The organism is Vibrio penaeicida (assembly GCF_002933855.1).
In the GTDB taxonomy this organism is placed as follows: Bacteria; Pseudomonadota; Gammaproteobacteria; order Enterobacterales; family Vibrionaceae; genus Vibrio; species Vibrio penaeicida_A.
This window is the reverse complement of sequence record NZ_BFAQ01000032.1, coordinates 14,083-38,974: the sequence shown is the minus strand read 5'-3', so window position 1 is coordinate 38,974 and position 24,892 is coordinate 14,083. Positions and strand designations below refer to the sequence as shown.

The window sequence follows — 24,892 nt, the reverse complement described above, 5'->3', positions numbered from 1 at the left end:
TGTGTTCACAATAAAAAAGGCATAAACGGCGGGCTCCGCTGAAAGAGAACCACCATAAGGTTACCTATAACTATGGTTATGCTCTCGCTCCTCCTTGATAAAACAACGTGAACACGTCACTACAGCGTAAACATCTCGCTGATTTAAAAGGACATAGCTGAGGTAATAATGAACCAACCATCCCACACCCCGACAATGCGCCGCTCTGTTATTGCGCTTGCTGTTGCCGCTACTTTTTCTTACGCGCCCTTTGCAACTGCAGATTCGGGAGAGACAGAAACCATTGAAGTCTTTGGTAAAGCCTACCGAAATACCGCGACGAAAACAGTATTAGAACCTGAAGAAACGCCGCAAACACTTAATGTTATTGAAAGCGAGCAGCTTGAGCAACGAGGCGTAAAATCCGTGATGCAGGCATTGCGATACGCGCCTGGTGTCTCTACAGAAAACAAAGGTGGCGCAGTCGTATTATCGAACTGGGTAAACATTCGTGGTTTCAGTTCTTCGGACAATTACTACGATGGCTTAATGCTTCCAATGCTACCGGGTTGGAATGTACAACCTCAAATTGATCCTGTAGCCATTGAGCGACTAGAGATTTTTAAAGGACCAACATCGGTTCTGTATGGAACCATGCCTCCTGGTGGGATGGTGAACGTTATCGCGAAAGCACCTCAGCGAGAAAAGAGCACACAGGTTAACTTAGCGACGGGTTCAAATGCCTTGCTTGAAGCCTCTTTGGATACAACGGGTTCACTAAGTGACAACGTGGCATATCGCCTTATTGCCCTAGCACGAAAATCGGATACTCAGATCGATCATGTTAAAGAAGAGCGATACATGATCGCCCCATCTATAGACTGGTATGTGTCCGACAAGACATTCGTCAATTTTAACCTGTACTATCAAAACGACCCAGCCCTTGGTCACAATGTTACGATCCCTCTAGAAGGTATTACAGCAACGGATCCAAGTAAAAAAATTGCGCGTTCAACTTACGCAGGTGATGTGAATTACAACACCATGAAACGTGATTTCTGGTTAGCTGGCTACAAGTTTAACCACGAATTCAACAACGATTGGGCATTCCTGCAAAACTTCCGTTATATGGATTCAAAGTTCTACCAAGAAGGAACGGCGAGTGGCGCGTTTGATGCTGCAACAGGGACATTGAAAAGAACAGCCTACCTTACCGACGAGAAGTCAAAAGGGTTCAGTGTTGATAACCAATTATCCGGCTTTGCGAATGTAGGTGAGTCTGAGCATTACCTTCTATTTGGTGTCGATTATCGCGAAATTGAAGGTTCGGCTTTATACGAGTCATTCGCCAATGTTTCAGACATTAATCTGTATGCACCAAACAATAACACGGCAAACCCAAGTGCCTTTGCTAAAACTTGGACACAGACTCAAAACGTCACCATGAAGCAACTTGGCGCTTATTTCCAAGATCAGGTTCTTTGGAATGATTGGGTGTTCATTGCAGGCGGTCGCTTCGATGATGTGAAGAGTGAAGTTAGCACGACCTATGCCGCTCCACCGACAACAACTGTAGACAACAATGACTCGAAGTTCTCATATCGCCTTGGTGCGATGTATCAATTCGAAAATGGATTCTCGCCATTCCTAAACTTTGCAACCAGTTTCGAACCTAATGCGAAGCTGGATAAAAATGGCAACAATCTTGAGCCTGAAGTAGGTGAACAAATTGAAGTTGGTGTTAAATATGCGTCAGCAGATGGTTTATCTACCGCTTCGGCTGCCCTGTTTGAAATCAAGAAGAAAAATGTCGGTGTTCGTAAGGATGGAGCGTCACCTTACACCGCAATTGGTGAAGTACGATCTCGTGGTCTTGAACTTGAAGCCAGAACACTGCTCTCTGAAAACCTAGATGTCATCGCTAACTACACCTACACCGATATCGAAACCACAAAAGATGACAATCCAGACAACATCGGTCAAGTCCCAGTATTTGTACCTGAGCAAGCTGCAAATCTTTGGTCAAACTACTACGTTAACGACGGCGCTATGCAAGGGTTACGTGTAGGCGGCGGTGTTCGCTACGTTGGTGAAGCTGTATTAAATGACAGTACTGATAAGAATCTTGGGAAAGTGGAAAGTTACACGCTCGTCGACATGTCGCTCGGATACGATTTAAGTCGATTCAGCGATTCCCTAAATGGGGCTTCGGCAAATGTTGTGGCAAATAACCTTTTTAACACCGAATACTACACCTGCTGGAACGAAAGCTACTGCTGGTACGGTCAGGAAAGGACGGTGGAGTTAAATGTCAAAATTAACTTTTAATCAACCGTAAAAAAGCGCAAAACAGGTGGTGTGTAAACATCACCTGTTTTCGCGTTTTAAGATCATACCCAAGTCACCTCAAGATGCTTGGGTATATGTAACTATTTTAAAACATGGAAAGCGAATAGCCGTGCAAGAGTCATTTCACCAACAACTTTTCAGTGCATGCGAACAAATTACGCCTTATCTATCAGGTAAAATAACGGAGCCAGACGAATCAATGCTACGGTCGCACCATAGCGGCGAGGCATTCTTCAATCAGCTGTATTCTCAACTGCAAGTTTTGCACCCTGAAGCAGGAAAAAGCTATTGGATAACTCGATGTTGGGACTTGGCCACTTGGCAACCTCTTTATATTGCCTTTATCAGCGTATATGGCTTCAAAACACTGCCCGATTTCAATTCTTTCGGGCAGTCCCAAATGGGTTCTTTTGTCACGGGATTTTGCTTTTCAAACCAAAAACATCGACATGGTGAAGTGCAAGAGTTAGTCCCCGAAGCTGCATTGCAACTGAATGTATTATTTGAAGAATACAGAACCCAACTCGATCAACAGTATCGTTGTCGGCCTGGTTTTGTGAAGCATTTGTTGGCTGATGCTATCGTAAACTGCTGCTTAAAACTGCAAGAATTTGAGCCTCAATTAACTCTGGATGACATAAGAAACAATGCCGCCATGTGGCTCAGTGCATTTCAATTACCTCTGGATCAAATCAGTCGAATTGAAGAAAAACAAGGTGCCCTCTCCTACGTGAGAAAAAGCTGTTGTTTAGTATACAAGACAACTCAAGGGACACTTTGCGAAGACTGTCCTCGATTCAAGAACTCGTCCCCGATTCAAAACTAAGAACGAAAGCGTATGTATCAACTCAATCAAATCAAAGTCATTCGTGAAGAAAAAACCATATTGGACATCGATGAACTTTCCATTGACCCCAAAGGTTTTACCGTGGTTTTGGGTCATAACGGCTCGGGAAAATCCACATTGGTTAACCTGCTCGCTAAACAATTCAGTCCAGAAGAAGGTCATATTCAGCTCGGTCAGCAGCCACTCGAAAAATTTTCTGCAAAATCATTGGCTAAGGAAGTCGCTTATCTTCCACAAAAGTTGCCCGAAGTTGCAGGGTTGAATGTAAAAGAGTTAGTTCGATTAGGTCGCTACCCTTGGCGTGGTGTCTTTGGACAATGGAATAGTGAAGACAATCAAATTATCGAAACATCCATGCTTCAAACAGAAGTCCAATCAATGAGCAATGAACTGGCAGACCAGCTATCTGGTGGCGAGAAACAGCGTGCTTGGATCGCCATGTTATTAGCGCAGCAATCTAACTTTTTGATCCTTGATGAGCCCACCTCCGCTTTGGATGTCCAGCATCAATATCAAGTGATGGATCTACTCCAGCAACTCAATCAACATTCTGGTAGAGGTGTCTTGGTGATTCTTCACGATTTGAACTTAGCGTTACGCTACGCGACTCACGTTATCGCATTGAAAAAAGGGAATATCCTGTTTGAAGGAAAACGTGAACTTTTGCTTGATGAAGAGCGATTAGCCAGTCTCTATAACACTCCTGTATCACTGATAGACCACCCTAACAACGACCACAAGGTAGCCATAATATGTTAAAGAAAGCATTGTTTACCCTATTCTTTTTCAGCTTCACTTTGCAGGCACAAATCATCGCTGAAGATAGCCGTGGCGAACAGATTCTTCCCAAAACTCCCGTTAGGGTTGCTGCTCTCAATTGGGACATAGCTGAACAAGTTCTAGAACTCGGTGTAGCGCCTGTCGCCATACCAAATATCCCCGAATACAGAGCTTGGGTGGTTAAGCCTGAAGTCCCAGAATCGGTTGAAGATATTGGGACGCGTATGGAACCAAACCTCGCTCGCTTAGAACAGCTAAAACCCGATGTCATCATTATTGGTTCACCGCAAATTGACTTAACCGAGCGCCTAGAAAAAATTGCACCCGTTTTGTATTACCACACATACAAACAAGAACCAGGCAATGTAGAGCGCTCCATAAAACACTTCCGCCAAATTGCTCATGCTCTGGGTAAATCCGATGTCGCCGAACGTAGACTCAAGCAAATGTACTCTAAGATTGATGCGCTAAAGATCAAACTAGATAAAGCCTATGCCGGTCAGAAACCAAAGGTAGCGGCATTTCGTTTTGCTAGTACCACGACGGTCTACCTTTACGGTGACAACTCTAGCACCCAAGAAGCACTTCAACTTTTGGGATTTGAACCTGCTCTCCCACAGCCAACCACTCAGTGGGGAGTCACTCAAAAGCGCTTGAAAAAACTGTACTCCATTGGTGATGGTATCGCGCTTTACTTTAAGCCGTTTAAACAAGAATCCGAGTTGGAGAAATCCGTTATGTGGAACGCGATGCCTTTTGTTAAAAACAACAAAGTCGCTTCGGTTTCTCCTGTTTGGAACTATGGTGGAGCCATGTCCCTATTGTATGTAGCAGAAGCGCTTGCAGAAAGCTTAGAGTCTGTTGCACCGAGTGCAGGTGAATAATGGCGATTCTACGGATAGGTTTATTGCTAATCCCCCTTATCCTGGCGTCTAGCTATATTGGCAGTGAACTCACGCTTAACCAGCAGTGGCACATAGTTTCTGATATGGTAATGGCGAAGCTCTACGGCTTAGAGTTTTTACCTGCTGAATTTGAAGAAATACTTTTTGTAGAAGCTCACCTTCCTCGATTGCTGATGGCTATCATGACAGGTGCTGTTCTTGGGTTGGTAGGTAGCCTTCTCCAACAACTGACTCAGAATCACCTAGTCTCGCCACTAACGTTAGGCACATCTGCCGGTGCATGGTTGGCTCTTATGTGCGCCACTGTGTGGCTACCAACATTAAGTGCGTTTACTTCCACATTGGTGCCCTTCATTGGCGCAATGGTAAGCCTGGCTGTTGTGATGTGTATCGTCGGCTTGAAAGATCTATCTGGTCTTCGAGTCGTGCTTGCAGGAATGGCGGTTAATATACTCTTTGGTGCGATCGCAACAGGTATTGCTCTTTTTCACGACCAATTTGCAAAAGACATTTTCATATGGGGCGCGGGCGACCTCGCACAAAACGGCTGGCAACAGGTAGATTGGCTCTTCCCTCAACTGTTACTTGGGCTTGTCATATTATTGATTTCACCTAGAATCCTTGCACTGTTGAGGCTCGGGCATATCAATGCTGAAGCTCGAGGTCTTAACCTAGTTCCTGCTTTTTTTGGGCTCATTGTGCTTGGTCTTTGGTTGGTTTCTTCTGCTATTGCGAGTGTGGGCATTATAAGTTTCATCGGGCTTATCGCACCGAATATTGCTCGCTTTGCTGGCGCCAGAACCCCCAAAAGCGAACTTTGGGTGAGTATGGTGCTGGGAGCATGTTTATTGCTGTTTACCGATACACTCACCATCGCTATCAATTATGTATCCATTAGCGTCATTCCATCTGGTACCACAACAGCCCTCATTGGTGCGCCTGTACTGGTTTGGTTTGCTCGCAGTAAGTTAAAAGCTCATGACCAAATGAGCCTTTCTTTACCCAATTCAACTGCCCGTTACCGACCAAAAACGTTGCACAGTGCGGTGTTCAGTACGGGAATACTCGTCATTCTAGGCGCATTTTTCTATAACACTGGCGACGCCTCTGGTTGGGCATGGCAAGTACCCACCGAATTTGTTTGGAGCCAGCAATACCCAAGGATGCTCACTGCCTTTAGCGCAGGATTTGGGCTAGCCATTGCCGGTGTCATTTTGCAGCGAATCATATATAACCCGTTGGCTAGCCCCGATATTCTTGGTATTTCAGCGGGCGCCAGTTTGTTTTTGGTGGTAGGGATGATGTTGTTAGGAACAACCTTATTCGAACTCCAATTCACATTAGCGTTTATCGGTTGCCTCGCGGTTCTAGGGTTGTTACTGCTGCTTGGAAGAAAACATGAATACTCGCCCGGAATGCTCATTCTTACGGGAATAGCACTCACTGCCCTAATAGAATCATTGATCCATTTCGTGCTAGCACAAGGCAGTGAAACTGCGTATTTGTTGCTAACTTGGTTATCCGGCTCAACTTATCGCGTAGAAGCAGGTTCAGCCATTGCATTATTTGGTTGTACGGTGATTCTTTCTGGGCTGGCGCTCTCTCTCCATCGATGGCTAACGCTAATCTCGGGAGGACGAGGTTTTGCTCAAGCAAGAGGGTTAAATGTTCCGGCTAAGTTTAAGCTACTGCTGATTTTGGTTGCGATGCTTTGCTCTGCCGTAACGGCGACGATGGGTCCGGTATCGTTTATTGGCTTACTTGCTCCACATGTCGCGGTTATGCTGGGAGCAAAGCGCGCAAAAGATCAAATGTTGGTCGCAGGCTTCACAGGCGCTTCGCTGCTGATGTTCGCAGACTGGCTTGGGCAAAATGTGGTCTATCCCGGACAAATCTCTGCTGGTATTGTCGTTTCTATCATTGGTGGTGCCTATTTCCTATTGCTTCTGATGAGAAGTAACTTAAACCGCTTTGCCACTATGTGATTAGGGTCTGTTGACCTAAAATTTAGACGCTCTATGAAGCGATAGATAAGAAAGGTGATCGCTCAAACATATAAAGTTTGATTCGGTGTAAACGAATCAGAATGGATCACCCCACCAGCCCTTAATGAAAATCATTCTCACTCGTTGAATAATGATAAGGGCTGGTCTACACTGCCCGCTCTTTCGGAGATGACTATGAAAAAAATAATTCCTTTACCCATGCTTCTTTTGGCAGGCTGCTCTGCCGTTACTACTTCGCAACCAACTGTAACTTCGCCAGCAATCGCAACTTCTAAACTAACATCTGATATTGTTTCCAACTTTTACGATTATAAAATTTATTCCTCCGAAACTGCGTTGCCTTTGCAGCAATTAGTAAAAGAGTTAAAGAACGCAGATGTGATTTTAGCCGGTGAGTGGCACAGCCATGCTGGCACTCATAAATTTCAAACGGATTTGTTCGCGACCATGAACCAATCAGGGTTATCAACTACACTCGCAATGGAACAATTTTCTAGAGACAAGCAAGGTCTTATTAACGACTACTTGAACGGAGAAATAGGCGAACAAACCCTAATTCAACAGGGTAATGCTTGGCCAAATTACACCAGTGATTATCGCCCTCTGGTTGAGTATGCACGTTTGAATAAACTGGATGTTATAGCCGCAAACGCGCCGAAGGAAACCGTTAAGTGCATCGGCAGAAAAGGACTCAATTGGACTCAAACCCTCAGTGAAGAAGAACGCGGATTTATTGCGGAAAACATAGACACCAACGATTCACCCTACAAACAAAAATTCATGGCTTCCATGCATCACGGGAAACCAGAACAAACCGCGAATCAATACGCTGCACAGGTTACGTGGGATGAAACAATGGCGGAAAGTATTGTTCACTATCTAAACAAGAATTCCGATAAAAAAGTCTTGCTCACTGCTGGCAAATTTCATGTGTCGGACGGGCTTGGTACTGCTGCGTCTATCAAACGTAGAAACCCAGATCTCAACATTGCCATTATTGAACCCGTAACGGAAATCACTGCAAACAAAAAAGGCTATCAAGTGTTGGTTGCAGAGCTGCCACCAAGGTACATAAAACAAGAAAATAGAATGAAAGCTTACCATCAACTAGGTAAGCGAAACTCACGCTTAAACTGCGAAAAAGAGTAACCCTCAATTTGTTCTGAGCTTTATTTCTTTGACGATGAACTGAAACAGAAGATAGAGCTCTGAATCCTGCACCTTGGGGTAGTTTGAGTATATGGACTGATTTTTGCTTAAAAAACTATCAGATTGAGCAGGAAGAATAATCTGACTAGGTAGAAAAAATAGTCAAAGTTATTTGAAGATCTGCCGATAAAGTATTCAGACCATATTGAGGAGAACAATATGACTTCGATTGGAGCGGAGCCAGTTAGGGTTACCCCTACAGCCACAGCGACAAACAGTGCAAAATCGAAAGCGGTTGAAGATGCCGTTCCCGATTCAGCTGTCAAAGTCGAGCAGAACAAAGTCACATTGTCTAATGAGGGCAAAGCGTTACTTGCCGCATTGCAGCAAATTGAAAAAGATGCCGCGGCAAACGCAGAAGACAAAGGCGTAGGTGACAAAGTCGAGTCCTTTGCTCATGGAGCATTAGGTATGGACCACCCTGACAAATTTAAAGAAGAAGATGATTCATCCTATTCCGCGGGGCAATATTTGTCCGCAGCGGCAACCATAGGTGGAATCTTGGCACTGTTGGTGTAGCGTAAAGCTGGTATATAAATTTGCGCTCACCGACATGCCTTCTTCCGACAGCTTACGTGTCTAATTAGACACGCTAAACTTTCATTCAACAACCATAATGCCAGCTTCCTGCGTTATGGCATTCCTTTGCGACTGCCTCTTTTCTAGCCTACTGGTTAAACCACCTGTCTTAACACCTAAAATCAACTAATGTATGTTCACTCACTTTCATTAGACCACTTCACATTTGTCGACCTTATTGAATACCCAAAATATCAGACGCGCAATTGAACAATTTTTCCCACTAAAAGTAGTAGTGTAAATAAACAGTACTAAATATGGTCTCTTTCGTTATGAGGTTGAATTACCCTTTCAAAAAACCATTAAAATCATCATAAAATACAGGAACTTATTAAAGTGCAATCATTTCTTCTCTTACGTTATTCAAGGCTTGGAATTTAACAATTATCACGCAGAAAAAGCTCAGACATCCCTATGCTTAGTTAGATCCTTCGTGACGGATTTTAAAAAATGTTTTGAGTACTAAGTATTTTTCAGGCATTATTTTTATTAATTGATCGTTCAATTAAAAATAAGGAAACCTTCATGCCCAAGGTTGGGATGCCAGAAATCAGGAAACCACAACTCGTTCAAGCAACGATGACAGTCATCGACCGAGTTGGGTTACATGCCGCAAGCATTTCACTGATCAGCAAAGAAGCTGGTGTATCGAGTGGGATCATTAACCACTACTTTGGCGGTAAGCATGGTCTTCTAAAAGAAACCATGAAAGAGATCCTTCGTCAGCTCTCTTCAACAATTACTGAACGGTTAAGTCAGTTATCTAAAAACGCCCATCAACAACGCATAAACGCCATTATTGATGGCAACTTTGTGGGCTACCAAGCGGAAAACAAAGTCGCAAAAACTTGGTTAGCATTTTGGTCTTACTCGGTTCACGATCCAGAACTAAAACGCCTTCAACGTGTAAACGAAAAACGCCTGCTCTCTCATTTAAAAATTGAGCTGAAAGCTTTGTTTGAGAAGGAACAGGCAGAGATTATTGCCCACGGTATTGCCGCTTTAATCGACGGTGTTTGGTTAAGAGGAACATTGAACCCTAAAGGAATTGATGCGGAAAAAGCACGCCTCATTATCAATGACTACTTAGACAAACAACTGACTTTCTATACGCAGCAATAAACACAAAATAACGACAGCCAGACTTTTAAATGAATATGAAATCACTCTACATCGATGGTCACGTATGTGGCGCAACTTCACAAGAAAGCTTCACAACCTATAACCCTGCGACAGGAAAGCCATTGGCTGAAATTGGGCAGGCTAGCCAACAAGATCTAGAACGTGCCATTCAATCTGCTAAGCAAGGATTTAGCGTTTGGTCCGCCATGTCGCCAACCGAGCGCAGCCGGATCTTACTGAAAGCGGTGGCTCTGTTACGTGAACAAAATGACGAACTGGCTAAATTGGAAGTATCGGACACGGGTAAACCCATTCAAGAAGCCATAGATGTTGATATTGTGACCGGCGCTGATGTGATTGAGTATTTCGCAGGCTTAGCTCCCGGTATGCAGGGTGAACAACAACCCTTGAGTGAAAACCAATTCTTCTATACGCGTCGCGAGCCTTTGGGCATTTGTGCAGGCATAGGAGCATGGAACTACCCTATTCAAATTGCTATGTGGAAGTCTGCTCCTGCTCTAGCTGCCGGAAATGCAATGATCTTTAAGCCTTCGGAAGAAACACCGTTATCCGTGTTAAAGCTGGCTGAAATCTTTACTCAAGCTGGGCTTCCAGACGGCGTATTTAATGTTGTGCAAGGTGATCATCGAGTCGGGCAAATGCTTACCGCGCATCCAGACATAGCCAAAGTCTCCTTCACTGGCGAATCCGGAACCGGAAAACAAGTAATGGCAGACAGCGCGAAAACCTTAAAACAAGTCACCATGGAACTAGGCGGTAAGTCACCAATGGTGATCTTTGGTGATGCCAAGCTCGATGGCGCTGTTTCTGCCGCTATGGTTGCCAATTTCTACACGCAGGGTGAGGTTTGCACGCACGGAACACGCGTTTACGTTCATGAAGCCATTTACGATGCATTCATTCGCCAGCTAAAAGAAAGAACTGAAAAACTGATCGTCGGTGACCCAACCGATATGCAAACTCAAATCGGCGCTCTGATTTCCAAAGAACATTTGGGCAAGGTGTTAAGCGCAATTGAAGCAGCAAAACAAAGTGGTGCCACGCTACTCACTGGCGGTTATCAGGTTACCGAAAATGGATTAGAAAACGGTAACTTTGTTGCACCGACAGTATTTGTGGATTGTGAAGATGGCATGCCAAACGTTCAAAGTGAAATTTTTGGTCCTGTTATGTCGGTACTGAAGTTTTCAGACGAACAAGACGTGATCAAAAGAGCCAACGACACCACTTACGGCTTAGCCGCTGGTGTGTTTACTCAAGATCTTTCCCGAGCGCACAGAGTCATCCACCAGCTTCAAGCGGGCATTTGCTGGGTAAACACTTGGGGTGATTCACCAGCAGAAATGCCAGTTGGCGGCTACAAACATTCCGGTATTGGGCGCGAAAATGGTCCTGAAACGTTACGTCACTACACTCAAACCAAAAGTGTGCTGATTGAACTTGGCGATTATGAAAGCCCATACGCTTAAACGACAACCAAACGGAGATAAAGAAATGGAGCAACGCTACGATTATATTGTCGTTGGTGCCGGTTCAGCGGGTTGTGTATTGGCGGACAGGCTCTCTGAAAGCGGCGAACATCAGGTTCTGCTGCTTGAAGCGGGTGGCACGGATAAAAGCATCTTTATTCAAATGCCCACTGCTCTTTCTTATCCGATGAACACGGAAAAATACGCCTGGCAATTCGAAACCGTAGAAGAGAAAGGGCTTGATGGCAGAAAACTTCATTGCCCAAGAGGACGAGTTTTAGGTGGCAGCTCCTCTATCAACGGTATGGTGTATGTCCGCGGTCACGCTTGTGACTTTAATGAATGGGAAGAACAAGGTGCTAAAGGGTGGGATTACCCTTCTTGCTTGCCCTACTTCCAACGCGCAGAGTCTTGGTCAGGCGGTGCGGATGAATACCGTGGTGGAGAGGGTCCCGTAGGTACATGCAACGGCAACGACATGGCTCTGAACCCGTTGTATCAAGCCTTTATAGAAGCCGGAAAAGACGCAGGCTACCCAGAAACTTCGGATTACAACGGTTATCAGCAAGAGGGCTTTGGTCCAATGCACATGACGGTAGACAAAGGCGTACGAGCTTCGACTTCCAACGCCTACCTTAGGCGTGCGCTTAAACGCTCAAACCTGACACTGTTAAAAGGGGTCGTCGTTCATAACGTTCTGCTGGAAGATAAAAAAGCCATTGGTATTGAATTCGAACGTTCAGGCAAGCGAACCAAATGCTATGTAAACAAAGAAGTCATTTCGAGCGCTGGCTCCATCGGCTCCGTTCAATTATTGCAGCTGTCGGGAATCGGTCCATCTCACGTGCTTGAACAAGCCGGTGTGGAACTGAAACATGAATTACCCGGTGTGGGAGAAAATCTGCAAGACCATCTAGAGGTTTATTTCCAATATCGATGCAAAGAACCCATCACGCTTAACAGCAAACTCGGACTGGTAAGCAAAGGGTTGATCGGCGCAGAGTGGATTTTGACTCGTAAAGGGTTAGGCGCAACTAACCACTTCGAATCTTGCGCGTTTATCCGATCACGTAAAGGGTTGAAATGGCCCAATATTCAATACCATTTTTTACCTGCGGCCATGCGTTACGACGGACAAGCCGCATTCGAAGACCACGGTTTTCAAGTACATGTGGGGCCGAATAAACCCGAAAGCCGAGGCACCGTTGCCATTGTATCTAGCAACCCTCTCGACAAGCCTAAGATCGAGTTTAACTACATTTCTACCAAGCAAGATCAACAAGACTGGCGAGACTGCATTCGATTGACTCGGGAGATTCTGTCTCAGCCCGCAATGGATGATTACCGCGGCGAAGAAATCCAGCCCGGGCTTTCCATCACCAGTGACGAAGCGATTGATGAGTGGGTAAAACAGAATGTCGAGAGTGCTTATCACCCTTCTTGCAGCTGCAAAATGGGTGCCGATGACGATGTAATGGCGGTATTGGATGAAACCTGCTGCGTACGCGGAATACAAGGGCTACGCGTAGTTGATTCTTCCATTTTCCCAACCATTCCAAATGGCAACCTGAATGCGCCAACCATTATGGTAGCCGAAAGAGCCGCCGACCTAATTTTGGGCAAACCACTATTAGATAAAAAAGATTTACCTGTTTGGATTGCACCAAACTGGGAAGAGAAACAAAGAACAGAGACACCAAAAAGAGACGTAAAGTCTATTTATCAGTAATTATTACAAGGAAATTACTATGTCTATGATGACAAAAACGCTGTCGACACTCGCACTTAGCACGATAGCGGCTAATGCCTATGCCAACCAATGTGAGACAGTACGTTTTTCAGATGTGGGCTGGACAGACATTACCGCAACCACGGCTGTCACGTCTGAACTTCTGAAAGGTCTAGGTTATAAAACCAAAATCGATCTGCTTTCTGTGCCTGTCACATACTCCTCAATGGCGAACGGTGATATCGATATCTTCCTTGGCAACTGGATGCCAACCATGGAGGGAGATATCGCTAAATACCGTGAAGCTGGCACTGTCGAAACCGTTCGTGCCAACTTGGAAGGGGCAAAATACACCCTTGCGGTCCCTAAATACGTTTACGATGCAGGCGTAAAGAATTTCGCCGACTTAGCAAAACACGCTGATAAATTTAAAGATCGCATTTACGGCATTGAACCTGGTAATGATGGAAACCGCCTTATTCAATCTATGATCGACAGCAACGCATTCGGATTAAAAGATTTCAGCCTGGTTGAATCAAGTGAAGCTGGCATGGTTTCTCAAGTTGCAAGGTCGGTACGCCGCAACCAGTGGATCGTCTACTTAGGTTGGGCACCTCACCCAATGAACAGCAACGTAGATATGGAATACCTCGACGGTGGCGATGATTTCTTCGGCCCTAACTATGGTGGGGCAAATGTCTACACCAATGTGCGTGCAAACTACCTAAATGAGTGTAAGAACGTCGGTCAACTTCTGCAGAACCTAGCATTCAGCCTCGAAATGGAAAATGCATTGATGGAAGCGATTCTTAACCAGAATGTAAAACCTTCAAAAGCAGCACTTCAATGGCTGAAAGACAACCCAAAACAAGTTGAAGCATGGCTAAAAGGCGTAAAAACCCTTTCCGGTAGCGAAGCTGCTAAAGCCGTAAATAGCTACGTTAATTCAAACGCATAGCATTATTGGAGGGTGTTCGCACCCTCCTATTAGCGTTGATTTCTCCTATTAACTTAGATTTTATTCTTAACTTGGGTTTTATCCTTAAACAAGGTTTTATTGTGGACTTTATAACTAACAACAAAATTCCTGTTGGCGAGTGGATGGAAACGGGTGTTGATTGGCTCACCATGAACGGTGCTGGCTTTTTTGATGCCATTTCAATTCTTCTTGAAACCGTCATCCTTTTTGTTGTCGACATCTTTAAATGGATGCCCCCCGCTATTCCTATTGTACTAACCGCTGCAATGGCTTGGTACTTACATCGAAGTATTCCCCTAGTGTTATTTATCATCGGGGCCTTGCTAACCATTCTTAATCTAGGCTACTGGCAAGAAATGCTGGAAACCTTTGTCTTGGTATTTGCTGCGACAACGATTTCCGTATTAATTGGTATTCCAGTGGGCGTAATGGCAGCACACCGACCATGGCTCTATACCCTGCTTCGACCCATATTGGATCTCATGCAAACCGTCCCAACGTTTGTTTACCTGATTCCGACGCTGGTATTGTTTGGTTTGGGCATTGTTCCGGGGCTTATCTCCACCATAATCTTTGCTATCGCCGCCCCAATTCGCCTAACCTACCTTGGCATTACAAAGGTTCCAGAGGAACTTATTGAGGCTGGAAAGGCATTTGGTGCCAGCAAAATGAAGCTGCTGTTCAAAGTCGAGCTGCCAGCAGCACTACCAAGCATTATGGCAGGCATCACTCAGTGCATTATGTTATCGCTTTCAATGGTGGTGATCGCCGCGCTGGTCGGCGCTGATGGCTTAGGGAAACCCGTGGTACGAGCACTCAACACCGTGAATATTTCTCAGGGTTTTGAAGCAGGTCTCGCCATTGTGCTTGTCGCCATCATTCTTGATCGACTGTGTAAGTCACCGAATCAAAAGGAAGCGTAATCATGGATGCGATTAAGATTCAAAACCTTGATGTTGTCTTTGGTGATAAGCCCCAGCATGCATTGGATTTACTGGATGAAGGCAAAACACGCCAAGAGATCATCGATCAGACCCAGCAAGTCGTGGGCGTCGATAACGTAACGATGAGCGTAAAGGAAGGCGAGATTTGCGTTCTTATGGGGTTATCTGGATCTGGTAAATCCAGTCTGTTGCGAGCAGTGAATGGCTTGAACAGCATTACTCGCGGTTCGCTTCAAATTAAAGACGAAGATAATCAAGTGGAGCTATCGTCTTGCGACGAAAATACGTTGCAACGGCTGCGTACTCACCGCGTGTCGATGGTATTCCAAAAATTTGCCTTAATGCCTTGGTTAACGGTTCTCGACAACGTCGCGTTTGGGCTCGAAATGCAAGGCATGGCAAAGGCGCAACGCCGAGCAAAAGCCAGAGAACAACTCGAAATGGTAGAACTGGCGGATTGGGAAAGTAAGTACCCGCATGAACTTTCTGGCGGTATGCAGCAACGCGTCGGGCTAGCGAGAGCATTCGCTATGGATACCGATATTTTGTTGATGGATGAGCCCTTTTCGGCTTTAGACCCATTAATTCGAGCGCAACTGCAAGACGAATTAATCCAACTCCAAAAGAAGCTCAACAAGACCATTTTATTTGTCAGCCATGACCTTGATGAAGCATTAAAAATTGGCAACAACATTGCAATAATGGAGTCAGGCAAACTTATCCAACATGGTAAACCAGAGCAAATTGTCCTATCTCCTGAAAACGATTATGTGAAGGATTTTGTATCCCACACCAACCCGCTGAACGTGCTTAAAGGCCGATCTTTAATGCAGCCAGTGAGTGATTTAAAACAAAATGGTGCAAGGTGGCAGATCTGTCCAACGCAGCAAGTTTGGGTTGAAGAACGCAATAATCAACTCTGCTTAGACAGCTCCGTCTATTCAGGAGAGTCATCGGTTCAAGAAAATGAAGTGGATTTGAAACTGGTCGATTGGCGTGAAGAATCTGTCACACTCAGTGATATCAAAAGAGATTCCGTTGTCATTGCCAGCCCAGATATCGGTATGCGCGAAGCCATTGCCCTAAAGCAACATAGCGGTCTACCGATTCTGCTGGTCGAAAACAATGAGCTGATTGGTGTGCTCGACGACAGTGATTTTTACGCGGGGTTATTGGGCAAGCACCACCACAACGCGGCTTAAATCACAGTGTATTCCCTAGCCTCTTCAAGTACAGAGGCTAGGATTAATTGTTCACTTACAATCAACATCTGCACGCTAAAATTTATCCTCAGGACAAATATCTTTGTTTGTCCAAATCTCAATCACAAATTCATAATAGCCCACTCATTTTTTGTGGAAAATTCTTGTGAATAACCCCTTTTCTCTTATCGACAAACCCACTTTTTTTGGCGCGATCGCACTGCTGACGCTGATAACGATTCCACTCATTCTGTTCCCTATTGAAGGGGCACACTGGATATCAATAGCCAAAAGCTTTATGACAGACAAACTGGGGTTTCTCTACCTTACTCTCGGTATTAGTGCTTTTTTCTTTATGATTTATGTTGTGTTTAGCGACATGGGGCAAATCAAGTTGGGAGAAGCGGATGAGAAACCTGAGTTCGCTACTGCTTCTTGGGCAGCCATGCTTTTTTGCGGAGGGATAGGTGCCAGTATCTTATATTGGGGCTGTATTGAGTGGGCATATTACTACCAATCTCCCCCGTTCCAGCTAGAAGCCGGCAGTGAAGAAGCGGTCCGATGGGCGGCCACCTATGGCATTTTTCATTGGGGACCCATTGCTTGGTCGATTTATTTGATCCCCGCATTGCCCATTGCTTACTTTTTCTATGTACGTAAACAGCCAGTGCTAAAGGTTTCTAGTGCACTAATGCCGGTACTTGGTGAAGCTCGAACCAAAAAAGCTCCAGGAAAAATCATTGATGTACTTTTCATCTTTGGTTTGTTAGGTGGAGCCGCAACAACCTTAGGGCTAGCGGCACCTTTGATTGGCGAGGGGCTTAACCAACTATTTGGTATTCCTCAAAATACCTATAGCCAAATTGGCGTACTTTTGGTCTGCACCGCTATTTTCGCCTATTCCTCATATGCGGGCATGGAAAAAGGCATAAAGATTCTCAGTAACATCAACTTTTGGGGCGCCATGGGGTTACTGACCTTTGTGCTCGCGGTAGGACCTACCATTTTCATGCTGGAAACGGGGTTAGATTCGCTTGGAAGAATGCTCTCTAACTTCTTTACGATGGCAACATGGGCAGAGCCCTTTGGCGGTTACGGCAGCTTTGATAACACGCACTTTCCGCAGGATTGGACCATTTTCTATTGGGCATGGTGGTTGGTTTTCGCACCAAGCATGGGACTGTTCGTTGCCCGTATTTCACGTGGAAGAACCATCAAACAAATGGTTACTGGCTCGATATTCTTTGGCTCCCTAGGTTGTTTCTTGTTCTTTATGATTTTGGGGAACTACGGGCTATCGCTCCAGCTCTCGGGCAAATTGGATGTGGTCGCTATTTTAAATGCAGAGGGCGCTACCAAAGCCATCTTTGCCATGTTAAACGCACTGCCATTTAACAAAGTCGTGATTGCAGTATTCACTCTACTCTGCATCATTTTTACCGCGACTACATTCGATTCCATTTCTTACATTTTGGCATCAGTAGTTCAAAACAATGTGTCGGAAGAACCTATGCGTTGGAACCGAATGTTTTGGGCATTTACCTTGTCTTTTCTGCCCACGGTATTGATGTTTCTAGGTGGATTAAGCACGTTACAAACCGCTGCAATAGTGGGTGGATTACCGCTTTTGGTCATCTCCGTCATGTTAATGGTGTCCGCCGTACGAGCCACCAACTTGGATATTCGCCACCAAGAAGATTACGTGGAGCCAACCATCAATATCGAAGACTTACCCGATATGGATCCTTGGTCTTCAGAAGGGATGGCACTTGCGAGATTTGAACGCAGTAAAGACGCCGCCCAAGAAGCGGCAGAGCAAGAGCGAGATGCGTTCAGTCAGTTGATAGCAATGAAAAAACGCATTCGCGCCTATGTACTTGAACATTGTGAAGAAGAAAGTCTGGCGGATCACGAATTGCCTGCTGAAATGCAAGCTGAGCTCCAATCATTGCAAGATTTAGTCGCCCAGACTAAAGAACACAAAGAGCGACTTTCTCAGCAAGCACAAGAAGCAAGGATGGAATTTAATCGACAGATAAGTTGATAGTCGCAAGCATCAAAAATCGTTATTTAGTTAGCTAGAGTTTTCGATTCAGCATATGCAACGAATAAGCACCAAATTGAATAATGATCAACAAAACCGTAAGTGTTTTCGCATATAGTTCTAGTCACACTTCCGGCTAGGATAAATATATGAAGAAAACTCTTGATGCTAATGGACAACCCCACAATACAAACTTCAATTCTAAACGAAATAAGCAAAAGGCTTTCCAAGCGCTCGCTGGTATTGTTAGAGGTATTGATGCAGATAAAACCCTAAACGAGACAGAAGTATTGTTTTTAGATACGTGGCTAAAATCAGAGAGTGAATACAAAGAAGATAGCGACTTTCTTGACCTGCGAGATCTAATTGAAGATGCACTACAAGATGGAGTTATTGAACAAGAAGAACTTCATGAAATTCAACTCTTGATAGGGGATGTTCGAGATTATGGATATCAATGTAGTGGTGGCTATGAAACGCTGGTAAACCAGTTACTTGGTTTTCTACAAGGTATTACTTCCGATGGTTATTTGAATGACAAAGAGTTAGAAGCTCTAACCTCCCTTATCAACGACCATCCTACTATTCTAAACACATGGCCTGCGGACGTTATAAGTAAAAGATTGCAAGTTGTTTTTGAAGACGGTGTGGTGGATGACAACGAACGTTCTGAGTTGTTGGAAATGTTTAAATCAATATGTGGTCAGCAGTTTTTGGAAACGGGAAGCGCTGAATGCGGAGCAACCGACTTTTTCGGAGAACCTATTGAATTAACAAATCTATCTGAAAAAACTGTCTGTTTTACTGGTAAGTTCTTGGGAGGAAATAGAAAGTTGATGGAATCTCTAGCCAAAACTAACGGAGGGATTGTACGCTCAGGTGTAACTAAAGATCTTGATTATTTAATTATCGGATCGATGGCAAGTAGAGATTGGAAATTCAGTAGTCATGGTAGAAAGATAGAAGCCGCCCTAAAAAACCAGAATCAAGGAAATGGTACTCATATCATTAATGAAGAAACTTGGATGAAATTTACAGGATAAATTGTTCAGTGATGTTGTGGGAGATTTTCTCACGAAGCATCTCCCAAAACATTCAACGTCCCGGATGATTTAAGATGTGGTCTTCCCAATCCACCACATCGATTTCATAGACCACTTTGTTGCGTACGCTTTCACCAGCGGCATGCATGGCAGATTTCGATCCGGTAATTAATGGGTGCCATTCAGGTAAGTTTTGCCCCTCCGCAAGAACACGATACGAGCAGGTTTCAGGTAGCCAATGGAACTCGTCAATTTTGTCTCGGGTCAGTTTTAGGCATTCTTCGCCAGATTGGAAACGGTTTGGGTAGTCTTTGCAGCCACAGGTCTTATCATTTAGCCAACTGCACGCAACATTGGTGTAGTACACATCGTCGGTATCTTCATCCATCAACTTATGCAGGCAGCACTTTCCGCAGCCATCACAAAGAGATTCCCACTCTTTTTCTGTCATTACTTCCAGTGATTTTGTTTCCCAAAATTGTGCCATGATTCTACCTGCCTAATGTTCACGCCTTAACCAAATACGCTAAGGAGGCGTCGTTATATCTGTTCAACGCACGTAGTGCAAGCGATTTCAATTTTTGACTGGGAAGACCACATTTTGAGTCGCCGGACCTAATCACCATACATTGTTTCCATGCAGCAACAGTTAATTGATCAATACCCTATATATCAACAAATGAGCACGCTTTATTATCGCTCCTGACAATTAAATCAACAAATAGGAATGAAAATGAAAAAGCTTTTACTCGCTGCGACTACCTCTCTAATTTTAAGCCACCAAGTGATGGCAGCACCAACTTTGAGTGAAAGGCTGCCCAACTTGCCCGGCGCGGAATCTATTGTGTTCGACGAAAGCAAAGGGGTGTATTTTGTGTCTCTTCAATCAGGTGACCAACCAGGTGATGGCTCTGTCGTGGTCTTGAATGCGGATTATCAGTTTATCGCAACAATCGCTAGTAACTTAGATAACCCAAAAGGGATTGCGTTAAAAGGCAACCTTCTGTTTGTCAGCGATATGAAAGCCCTTCTAGAAATAGATTTAGCAACCGGAAAGGTGGTAACGCACGAAGCGAACAATGCTGAGTTTCTTAATGACGTCGAAATTGACGCAGGCGGAAACGTCTATGTGTCTGACATGTTTACGTCTACCATCTACAAACTGGAAAACAACACCATGTCGGTCTGGATGGATACACCGGAGCTAGAAAATCCAAACGGACTTAAGTTTATAAATGGTGCTTTATACGTTGCTGCATGGGGAGCTTTCAGCGATGGTGATCCACTTAATGCTCCTTTCGGACGACTTTTAAAGGTCAATCCTGAATCCAAGTCCATTAGCCGTGTTACTGAGAAACCATTTGGGAACTTAGATGGGATTCAAGTGAAAGAGGATGGAAACCTGATCGTATCCGATTGGAAGCAAGGGGTTGTATTTACCGTTTCAACCCAAGGTGACATTCAAAAAACCCTTGACTTGCCAAGAGGTTCGGGTGACGTCTATTACTCAAAAAAGCAAAAAACACTTATGGTGCCAATGGCTTTAGAAGGCGAAGTGCTGGTTTACCAATACTGATTTGAAACGACTGAAGCGCCGTGTAAATGAGCGCGGCGCCTAACCGGCATCAAATTTGTTCTTGATGAATTCAATGAAAGTTCTTAGTCTTTTGGGCTGATATTTATCTTTATGATATATGGCAGAAAGGGGGATACGAGGTATGCGCCATTCGGTCAAGACGGGTTCTAATTTTCCAACGTCAATCAATTCTTGGCAATACATTGCAGGCACGCGAATAATCCCGTTACCAAGCAAAGCGCCTTGAATAAGTGCTCGACCATTTTTGCAAACCAAATACCCTTCTATAGTCACATCGATTTCATCACTGCTGTTTTCCGAAGACTGAAAACTCCATCGCTTAACCGACCCTGTTAAACAACGATGTTCTGTTAGATCTTTCGGGTGCTTTGGTGCTCCAGTTTTGGCTAGATATTGAGGGCTAGCAAGCGTTACGATTTCAACATTCAATAATTTACGCGCAATAAACCCTGCATCTTGTAATTCGCCCATTCGGAACGCAACATCAAAATCATCGTCTATCAGGTCAATTCTATGACTGGTGAAGTCCAAATGCACTTGTATGCTTGGGTAAATCGCCATAAATTCGCTTACGAAAGCCGCAATGAGTTCTTCGCCAATAAACCCACCGACGCAGTTAACTCGTATAAGCCCCCTCACGTCTTCAGTATCATCGACTGCTGCCACTAATGCTTGGTCAATCTCTTTTAAAGCGCTCTCACATTGCTTATAAAAACGCTCACCCGCCTGAGTAAGCTTTAATGTTCTGGTGGTGCGTGTCAGTAACGTCACCCCCATCTGAGTTTCTAATGCGTTAATCTGCCTTGAAACATGCGATCGCGATACAGATAGCGCATGCGCTGCCTTAGTAAAGTTGCCTAACTGAGCAATCAATACAAAAGATCGAATATCTGCGAGATTCACATTGTTTATCATAAGACCACTTACCTACATATTGTTGCCATGATGCAATAGTAATTGATGAAGATGTTATCAACCAAGTTTTCTGCTATTATCGCGCCCTATTTTTTCAGAGTTTGATGTTATGGACTGTCGATTGGGTTGCGGGGCGTGTTGTATTGCTCCAAGTATTTCTTCCCCCATTCCGGGAATGAAGAATGGTAAACCTGCTGGTGTACGATGTGTTCAGCTAAACGACGATAACCTCTGCAAGTTATTTGGAAAGCCAGAACGCCCTAAGGTGTGTCATCAATTTAAACCCTGCCCAATTGTATGCGGATCTACCAACGCAGAAGCCCTCGCTAATATTGCCGAACTAGAACGTCTGACGTAACTTTCGGCCTGATTTGAGTGTACTTGTTTGATTTGCAGTCAATTATCAGATTTTCTATTGGCTTAACTCATATACCACCATACATTCCCCGAACTTTATAAAGTTAACATTGTCATTAATACCGTCAATTTCACATTTGTATGACAGGTATAAAAACAAAATGAACAATCAAAACATCTTTTTCTCGCTTTTGCTGACCATCTTTCTCATCACAGGCTGTACTTCTATGTCCATTGAAGAATGTCAAACAACACACTGGAAAGATCTGGGGTACCAGCAAGGTCAGGTTGGAGAGAACCCCGATATTATTAACGACTACGCTAAAGACTGTTCAGAAGGGGGCATAGCCGTTGATAAAGAGGCTTGGAGTCAAGGTTATGAACGAGGTCTTATTCAGTATTGTTCGCCTAGAAATGGCTATCAAGAAGGACGTAACGGTCGAAGCTATTACGGCGTGTGTGACAATGAGCAGTTTAATAAAAACTACGAACTCGGTCGACAAGCTTACCAAAAAGAAAATCGACTCAAAGACATTCAATCAGAAATCGAGGATATTGACTTCAAACTGCGTCGTAAAGAAGGCCTAGATCCTGATGAGCGCAAGCGACTTAATCATGAACGCCAGAGCCTGACTAGTGAAAGAGCCCGTTTGCTCAGCACGAGCTACCATTTTAACGTTACGTTCTAATACAAAAATGCCGCAGAATCTGCGGCATTTTTAAAACAATCAAAACTGTCGGGTTAAGATGCAAACACTACAGTTTGTGTCTCCCCAAGATTGAATGAGACAGCGTGGTTCCATCAACAAGATCCAGCTCGCCCCCCATAGGCACACCGTGTGCGATTCGAGTCACATCCACGTCGTGCGCATGACAAAGCTCGGCGATGTAATGTGCCGTAGCTTCCCCTTCTACAGTTGGGTTTGTCGCCAGTATCACTTCGGTAATATCTTTGCGCCTTAACCGGAAATCGAGCACATCAAGTCCAATATCACTTGGTCCTATTCCATCTAACGGAGACAAGTGCCCCATTAACACGAAATAGCGCCCAGAATACTGACCTGTCGCTTCAACTGCAGCAATGTCTGATGGGCTTTCCACCACACATAACTGACCATTTTCTTGGCGCTTAGGGTTAAGACAAATATGGCAGGTTTCTTCTTCGGTAAACGTTCTGCATTCACTGCAATGACCAATTTCTGTCATTGCTTGAGAAAGTGCATCCGCTAATTGAAGACCGCCTTTTCTATCGCGCTGTAACAAATGAAAAGCCATACGCTGCGCTGATTTGGGACCAACCCCAGGTAGGCAACGTAAGGCTTCCATCAATTGTTCCAGCATATGGCTGGTTCGCATAAATTGTATCTACTGCGTCAATTAGAAAGGCATTTTCATGCCTGGAGGCATTTGCATTCCACCAGTGACTGACGCCATTTTCTCTTTTTGAGTTTCTTCAACACGACGAGCGGCATCGTTAAATGCTGCTGCGATTAGATCTTCTAGCATTTCTTTATCGTCTTCCATCAAGCTTTCGTCGATGTCAACACGGCGAACACTGTGGCTGCCAGTAATGGTTACTTTAACTAAACCAGCACCGGACTCACCAGTTACTTCCATGTTCGCGATTTCTTCTTGAAGCTTTTGCATGCGATCTTGCATCTGTTGGGCTTGCTTCATTAGGTTGCCCATACCGCCTTTACCAAACATTTCTTTTCTCTCTGGTTTATCTTAGGTTATGAATCCTTTATGGGGGTAAAAGACAATGCTTTCAACGCCCATTCCAATTTGTCATCTGTAAATCAGATTGGCCTCACGCTATCGGCGTCTATTTCGGCTGCAAAACGAGCAGTAATAAACTGTATGTGAGGATCCTGAGCCAGACTGTCGTGAGCTTGTTGCAACTTGCTCTGATACAGTTTGTCTCTTAATTCCAATGGAGATTCCCCCTCTTCGCCAATTTTGACAATAAGCTCACAAGGCTCTTCCAATGCTGTTGCCAACGCTTCCGCTAAATCTTTTTGAGCTTTTTCGGTATTTAGGTGCGCTTGAGCGGCTCTCAAGGTCAGGTGGATAACATTACCCTCTTTGTAATACGAAGAGTTCAGTGCCAATTGTTCCACTAGCTTTGCGGTATTCAATTTTTGAATCAAGGCAGACCAATGATCGGCGGCGACCGATTCATCGACCAATTTGGCTGCCATTTCAGGTGTTTTTGTGTGCTCTAGTGCTTTCTTAATCTGAGTAGGTGTCAGTTCAGTCTTTTTCGGTTTTTCTACTGGCTTAGAAGGCTTCCACTGATAAGGTTCATTGGTCGCCTTTTTTTCTTCAGCACTCGTATTTGAAGAACGAATAGTTGACGAATGGGTCATTGTCGAATTAGCTGGCGACACCTGCCCAGCGGATGCAAACTGCGCTATGCGCTCTGCCGCCGTCTGCTTTTTGGTTGCTGGTGTCGCGCTAGCCTTTTTTGGCGATGCGCCAATGCTTCTATTTTCACTGCTCGCTTTGCTTTCGCTTCCGGCTTGATTACGACGGCTTCTTAACTGGTGACGTAGCCCCGATATAGGATTTGCAGGCGCTGATTGCTGCTGCACCGCTGTATTGCTTGGAGATGCAATCTGATTCCCTTGATTTGAAACCAATGAATTTGAAACTGATGGATTTGGAGCCGAAACAGAAGATTGAGTATAAGCCGGATCATCATACTGCGGTGGCATCGTATCTTGCTCGTAGTCACCGTAATTTGGCATATCACCATAATCTGGAGCGGGTTCACTCGAAACAAATTGCGAAGCTGGTTGCTGTTGCTGTTGCTG

General features: G+C 44.6%; 23 protein-coding genes. 18 read left to right on the top strand and 5 right to left on the bottom strand.

Translation table 11 applies throughout. The features are described from left to right. Positions 1-168 precede the first annotated feature (168 nt). The 15 genes from VPNCDNU1_RS18820 (at position 169) to VPNCDNU1_RS18750 (ending at position 19,207) form a co-directional block, all read left to right on the top strand. A complete protein-coding gene (locus VPNCDNU1_RS18820; RefSeq protein ID WP_104401756.1) occupies positions 169-2,307 on the top strand; it encodes a TonB-dependent siderophore receptor in 2,139 nt (712 codons plus the stop codon). Between the two features lie 130 nt (positions 2,308-2,437). After that, entirely contained in the window at positions 2,438-3,154 is a 717-nt protein-coding gene (locus VPNCDNU1_RS18815) for a siderophore ferric iron reductase (protein WP_167404835.1), read from the top strand. Between the two features lie 12 nt (positions 3,155-3,166). Further along, positions 3,167-3,934: an ABC transporter ATP-binding protein gene (locus VPNCDNU1_RS18810; protein WP_104401754.1), complete on the top strand. Its 768-nt coding sequence runs from the start codon at positions 3,167-3,169 to the stop codon at positions 3,932-3,934. Next, entirely contained in the window at positions 3,928-4,839 is a 912-nt protein-coding gene (locus VPNCDNU1_RS18805; RefSeq protein ID WP_104401753.1) for an iron-siderophore ABC transporter substrate-binding protein, read from the top strand. Before VPNCDNU1_RS18810 ends, VPNCDNU1_RS18805 begins: the two co-directional genes overlap by 7 nt. After that, entirely contained in the window at positions 4,839-6,845 is a 2,007-nt protein-coding gene (gene fhuB, locus VPNCDNU1_RS18800; RefSeq protein WP_104401752.1) for a Fe(3+)-hydroxamate ABC transporter permease FhuB, read from the top strand. Before VPNCDNU1_RS18805 ends, fhuB begins: the two co-directional genes overlap by 1 nt. 195 nt (positions 6,846-7,040) lie before the next feature. Continuing rightward, complete coding sequence (locus tag VPNCDNU1_RS18795; protein ID WP_104401751.1) at positions 7,041-8,015, top strand: ChaN family lipoprotein; 975 nt, start codon at positions 7,041-7,043, stop codon at positions 8,013-8,015. 219 nt (positions 8,016-8,234) lie between these two features. After that, the gene (locus VPNCDNU1_RS18790) at positions 8,235-8,594 is read left to right on the top strand and encodes a hypothetical protein (RefSeq protein ID WP_104401750.1); all 360 of its coding nucleotides are present in this window, start codon (positions 8,235-8,237) and stop codon (positions 8,592-8,594) included. 585 nt (positions 8,595-9,179) lie between these two features. Continuing rightward, positions 9,180-9,776: a transcriptional regulator BetI gene (betI, locus tag VPNCDNU1_RS18785; RefSeq protein WP_104401749.1), complete on the top strand. Its 597-nt coding sequence runs from the start codon at positions 9,180-9,182 to the stop codon at positions 9,774-9,776. A gap of 29 nt (positions 9,777-9,805) precedes the next feature. After that, positions 9,806-11,266: a betaine-aldehyde dehydrogenase gene (betB, locus tag VPNCDNU1_RS18780; protein ID WP_104401748.1), complete on the top strand. Its 1,461-nt coding sequence runs from the start codon at positions 9,806-9,808 to the stop codon at positions 11,264-11,266. A 25-nt stretch (positions 11,267-11,291) separates the two neighbouring features. After that, positions 11,292-12,995, top strand: coding sequence for a choline dehydrogenase (betA, locus tag VPNCDNU1_RS18775; protein ID WP_104401858.1), 1,704 nt, complete (start codon positions 11,292-11,294; stop codon positions 12,993-12,995). Between the two features lie 19 nt (positions 12,996-13,014). Beyond that, entirely contained in the window at positions 13,015-13,953 is a 939-nt protein-coding gene (locus VPNCDNU1_RS18770; protein ID WP_104401747.1) for a choline ABC transporter substrate-binding protein, read from the top strand. Between the two features lie 101 nt (positions 13,954-14,054). Continuing rightward, positions 14,055-14,897 carry a choline ABC transporter permease subunit gene (choW, locus tag VPNCDNU1_RS18765; RefSeq protein WP_104401857.1) on the top strand — a complete coding sequence of 281 codons (843 nt, stop codon included), beginning with the start codon at positions 14,055-14,057 and terminating at the stop codon, positions 14,895-14,897. A 2-nt stretch (positions 14,898-14,899) separates the two neighbouring features. Beyond that, positions 14,900-16,120 carry a choline ABC transporter ATP-binding protein gene (gene choV / locus VPNCDNU1_RS18760; RefSeq protein WP_104401746.1) on the top strand — a complete coding sequence of 407 codons (1,221 nt, stop codon included), beginning with the start codon at positions 14,900-14,902 and terminating at the stop codon, positions 16,118-16,120. A gap of 166 nt (positions 16,121-16,286) precedes the next feature. Further along, positions 16,287-18,164 carry a BCCT family transporter gene (locus VPNCDNU1_RS18755; RefSeq protein ID WP_104401745.1) on the top strand — a complete coding sequence of 626 codons (1,878 nt, stop codon included), beginning with the start codon at positions 16,287-16,289 and terminating at the stop codon, positions 18,162-18,164. 149 nt (positions 18,165-18,313) lie between these two features. Continuing rightward, on the top strand, positions 18,314-19,207 hold the full coding sequence (locus tag VPNCDNU1_RS18750) for a BRCT domain-containing protein (protein ID WP_104401744.1): 894 nt from the start codon (positions 18,314-18,316) through the stop codon (positions 19,205-19,207). A 52-nt stretch (positions 19,208-19,259) separates the two neighbouring features. Here the strand turns inward: VPNCDNU1_RS18750 and VPNCDNU1_RS18745 are convergent, their stop codons facing one another. Continuing rightward, positions 19,260-19,694, bottom strand: coding sequence for a YcgN family cysteine cluster protein (locus VPNCDNU1_RS18745; RefSeq protein ID WP_167404834.1), 435 nt, complete (start codon positions 19,692-19,694; stop codon positions 19,260-19,262). A gap of 246 nt (positions 19,695-19,940) precedes the next feature. Here VPNCDNU1_RS18745 and VPNCDNU1_RS18740 point away from each other — a divergent pair, with 246 nt between their 5' ends. Further along, complete coding sequence (locus VPNCDNU1_RS18740; RefSeq protein WP_104401742.1) at positions 19,941-20,783, top strand: SMP-30/gluconolactonase/LRE family protein; 843 nt, start codon at positions 19,941-19,943, stop codon at positions 20,781-20,783. A gap of 39 nt (positions 20,784-20,822) precedes the next feature. On the opposite strand, the gene VPNCDNU1_RS18735 is transcribed toward VPNCDNU1_RS18740, so the two are convergent. After that, positions 20,823-21,719, bottom strand: coding sequence for a LysR family transcriptional regulator (locus tag VPNCDNU1_RS18735; protein ID WP_104401741.1), 897 nt, complete (start codon positions 21,717-21,719; stop codon positions 20,823-20,825). Between the two features lie 109 nt (positions 21,720-21,828). On the opposite strand from VPNCDNU1_RS18735, the gene VPNCDNU1_RS18730 reads away from it, so the two are divergent. Both VPNCDNU1_RS18730 and VPNCDNU1_RS18725 read left to right on the top strand, forming a co-directional pair. Continuing rightward, positions 21,829-22,077, top strand: coding sequence for a YkgJ family cysteine cluster protein (locus VPNCDNU1_RS18730; protein ID WP_104401740.1), 249 nt, complete (start codon positions 21,829-21,831; stop codon positions 22,075-22,077). Between the two features lie 160 nt (positions 22,078-22,237). Then, the gene (locus VPNCDNU1_RS18725; protein WP_104401739.1) at positions 22,238-22,765 is read left to right on the top strand and encodes a DUF2799 domain-containing protein; all 528 of its coding nucleotides are present in this window, start codon (positions 22,238-22,240) and stop codon (positions 22,763-22,765) included. 67 nt (positions 22,766-22,832) lie between these two features. On the opposite strand, the gene recR is transcribed toward VPNCDNU1_RS18725, so the two are convergent. The 3 genes from recR to VPNCDNU1_RS29120 all read right to left on the bottom strand — a co-directional run. Beyond that, a complete protein-coding gene (gene recR, locus VPNCDNU1_RS18720) occupies positions 22,833-23,432 on the bottom strand; it encodes a recombination mediator RecR (protein WP_101112664.1) in 600 nt (199 codons plus the stop codon). Positions 23,433-23,453: 21 nt separating this feature from the next. Further along, positions 23,454-23,783: a YbaB/EbfC family nucleoid-associated protein gene (locus VPNCDNU1_RS18715; RefSeq protein ID WP_104401738.1), complete on the bottom strand. Its 330-nt coding sequence runs from the start codon at positions 23,781-23,783 to the stop codon at positions 23,454-23,456. A 92-nt stretch (positions 23,784-23,875) separates the two neighbouring features. Then, positions 23,876-24,892, bottom strand: a 1,017-nt coding sequence (locus tag VPNCDNU1_RS29120; RefSeq protein WP_272897579.1) for a DNA polymerase III subunit gamma/tau C-terminal domain-containing protein, incomplete at its 5' end; no start/stop codon positions are given.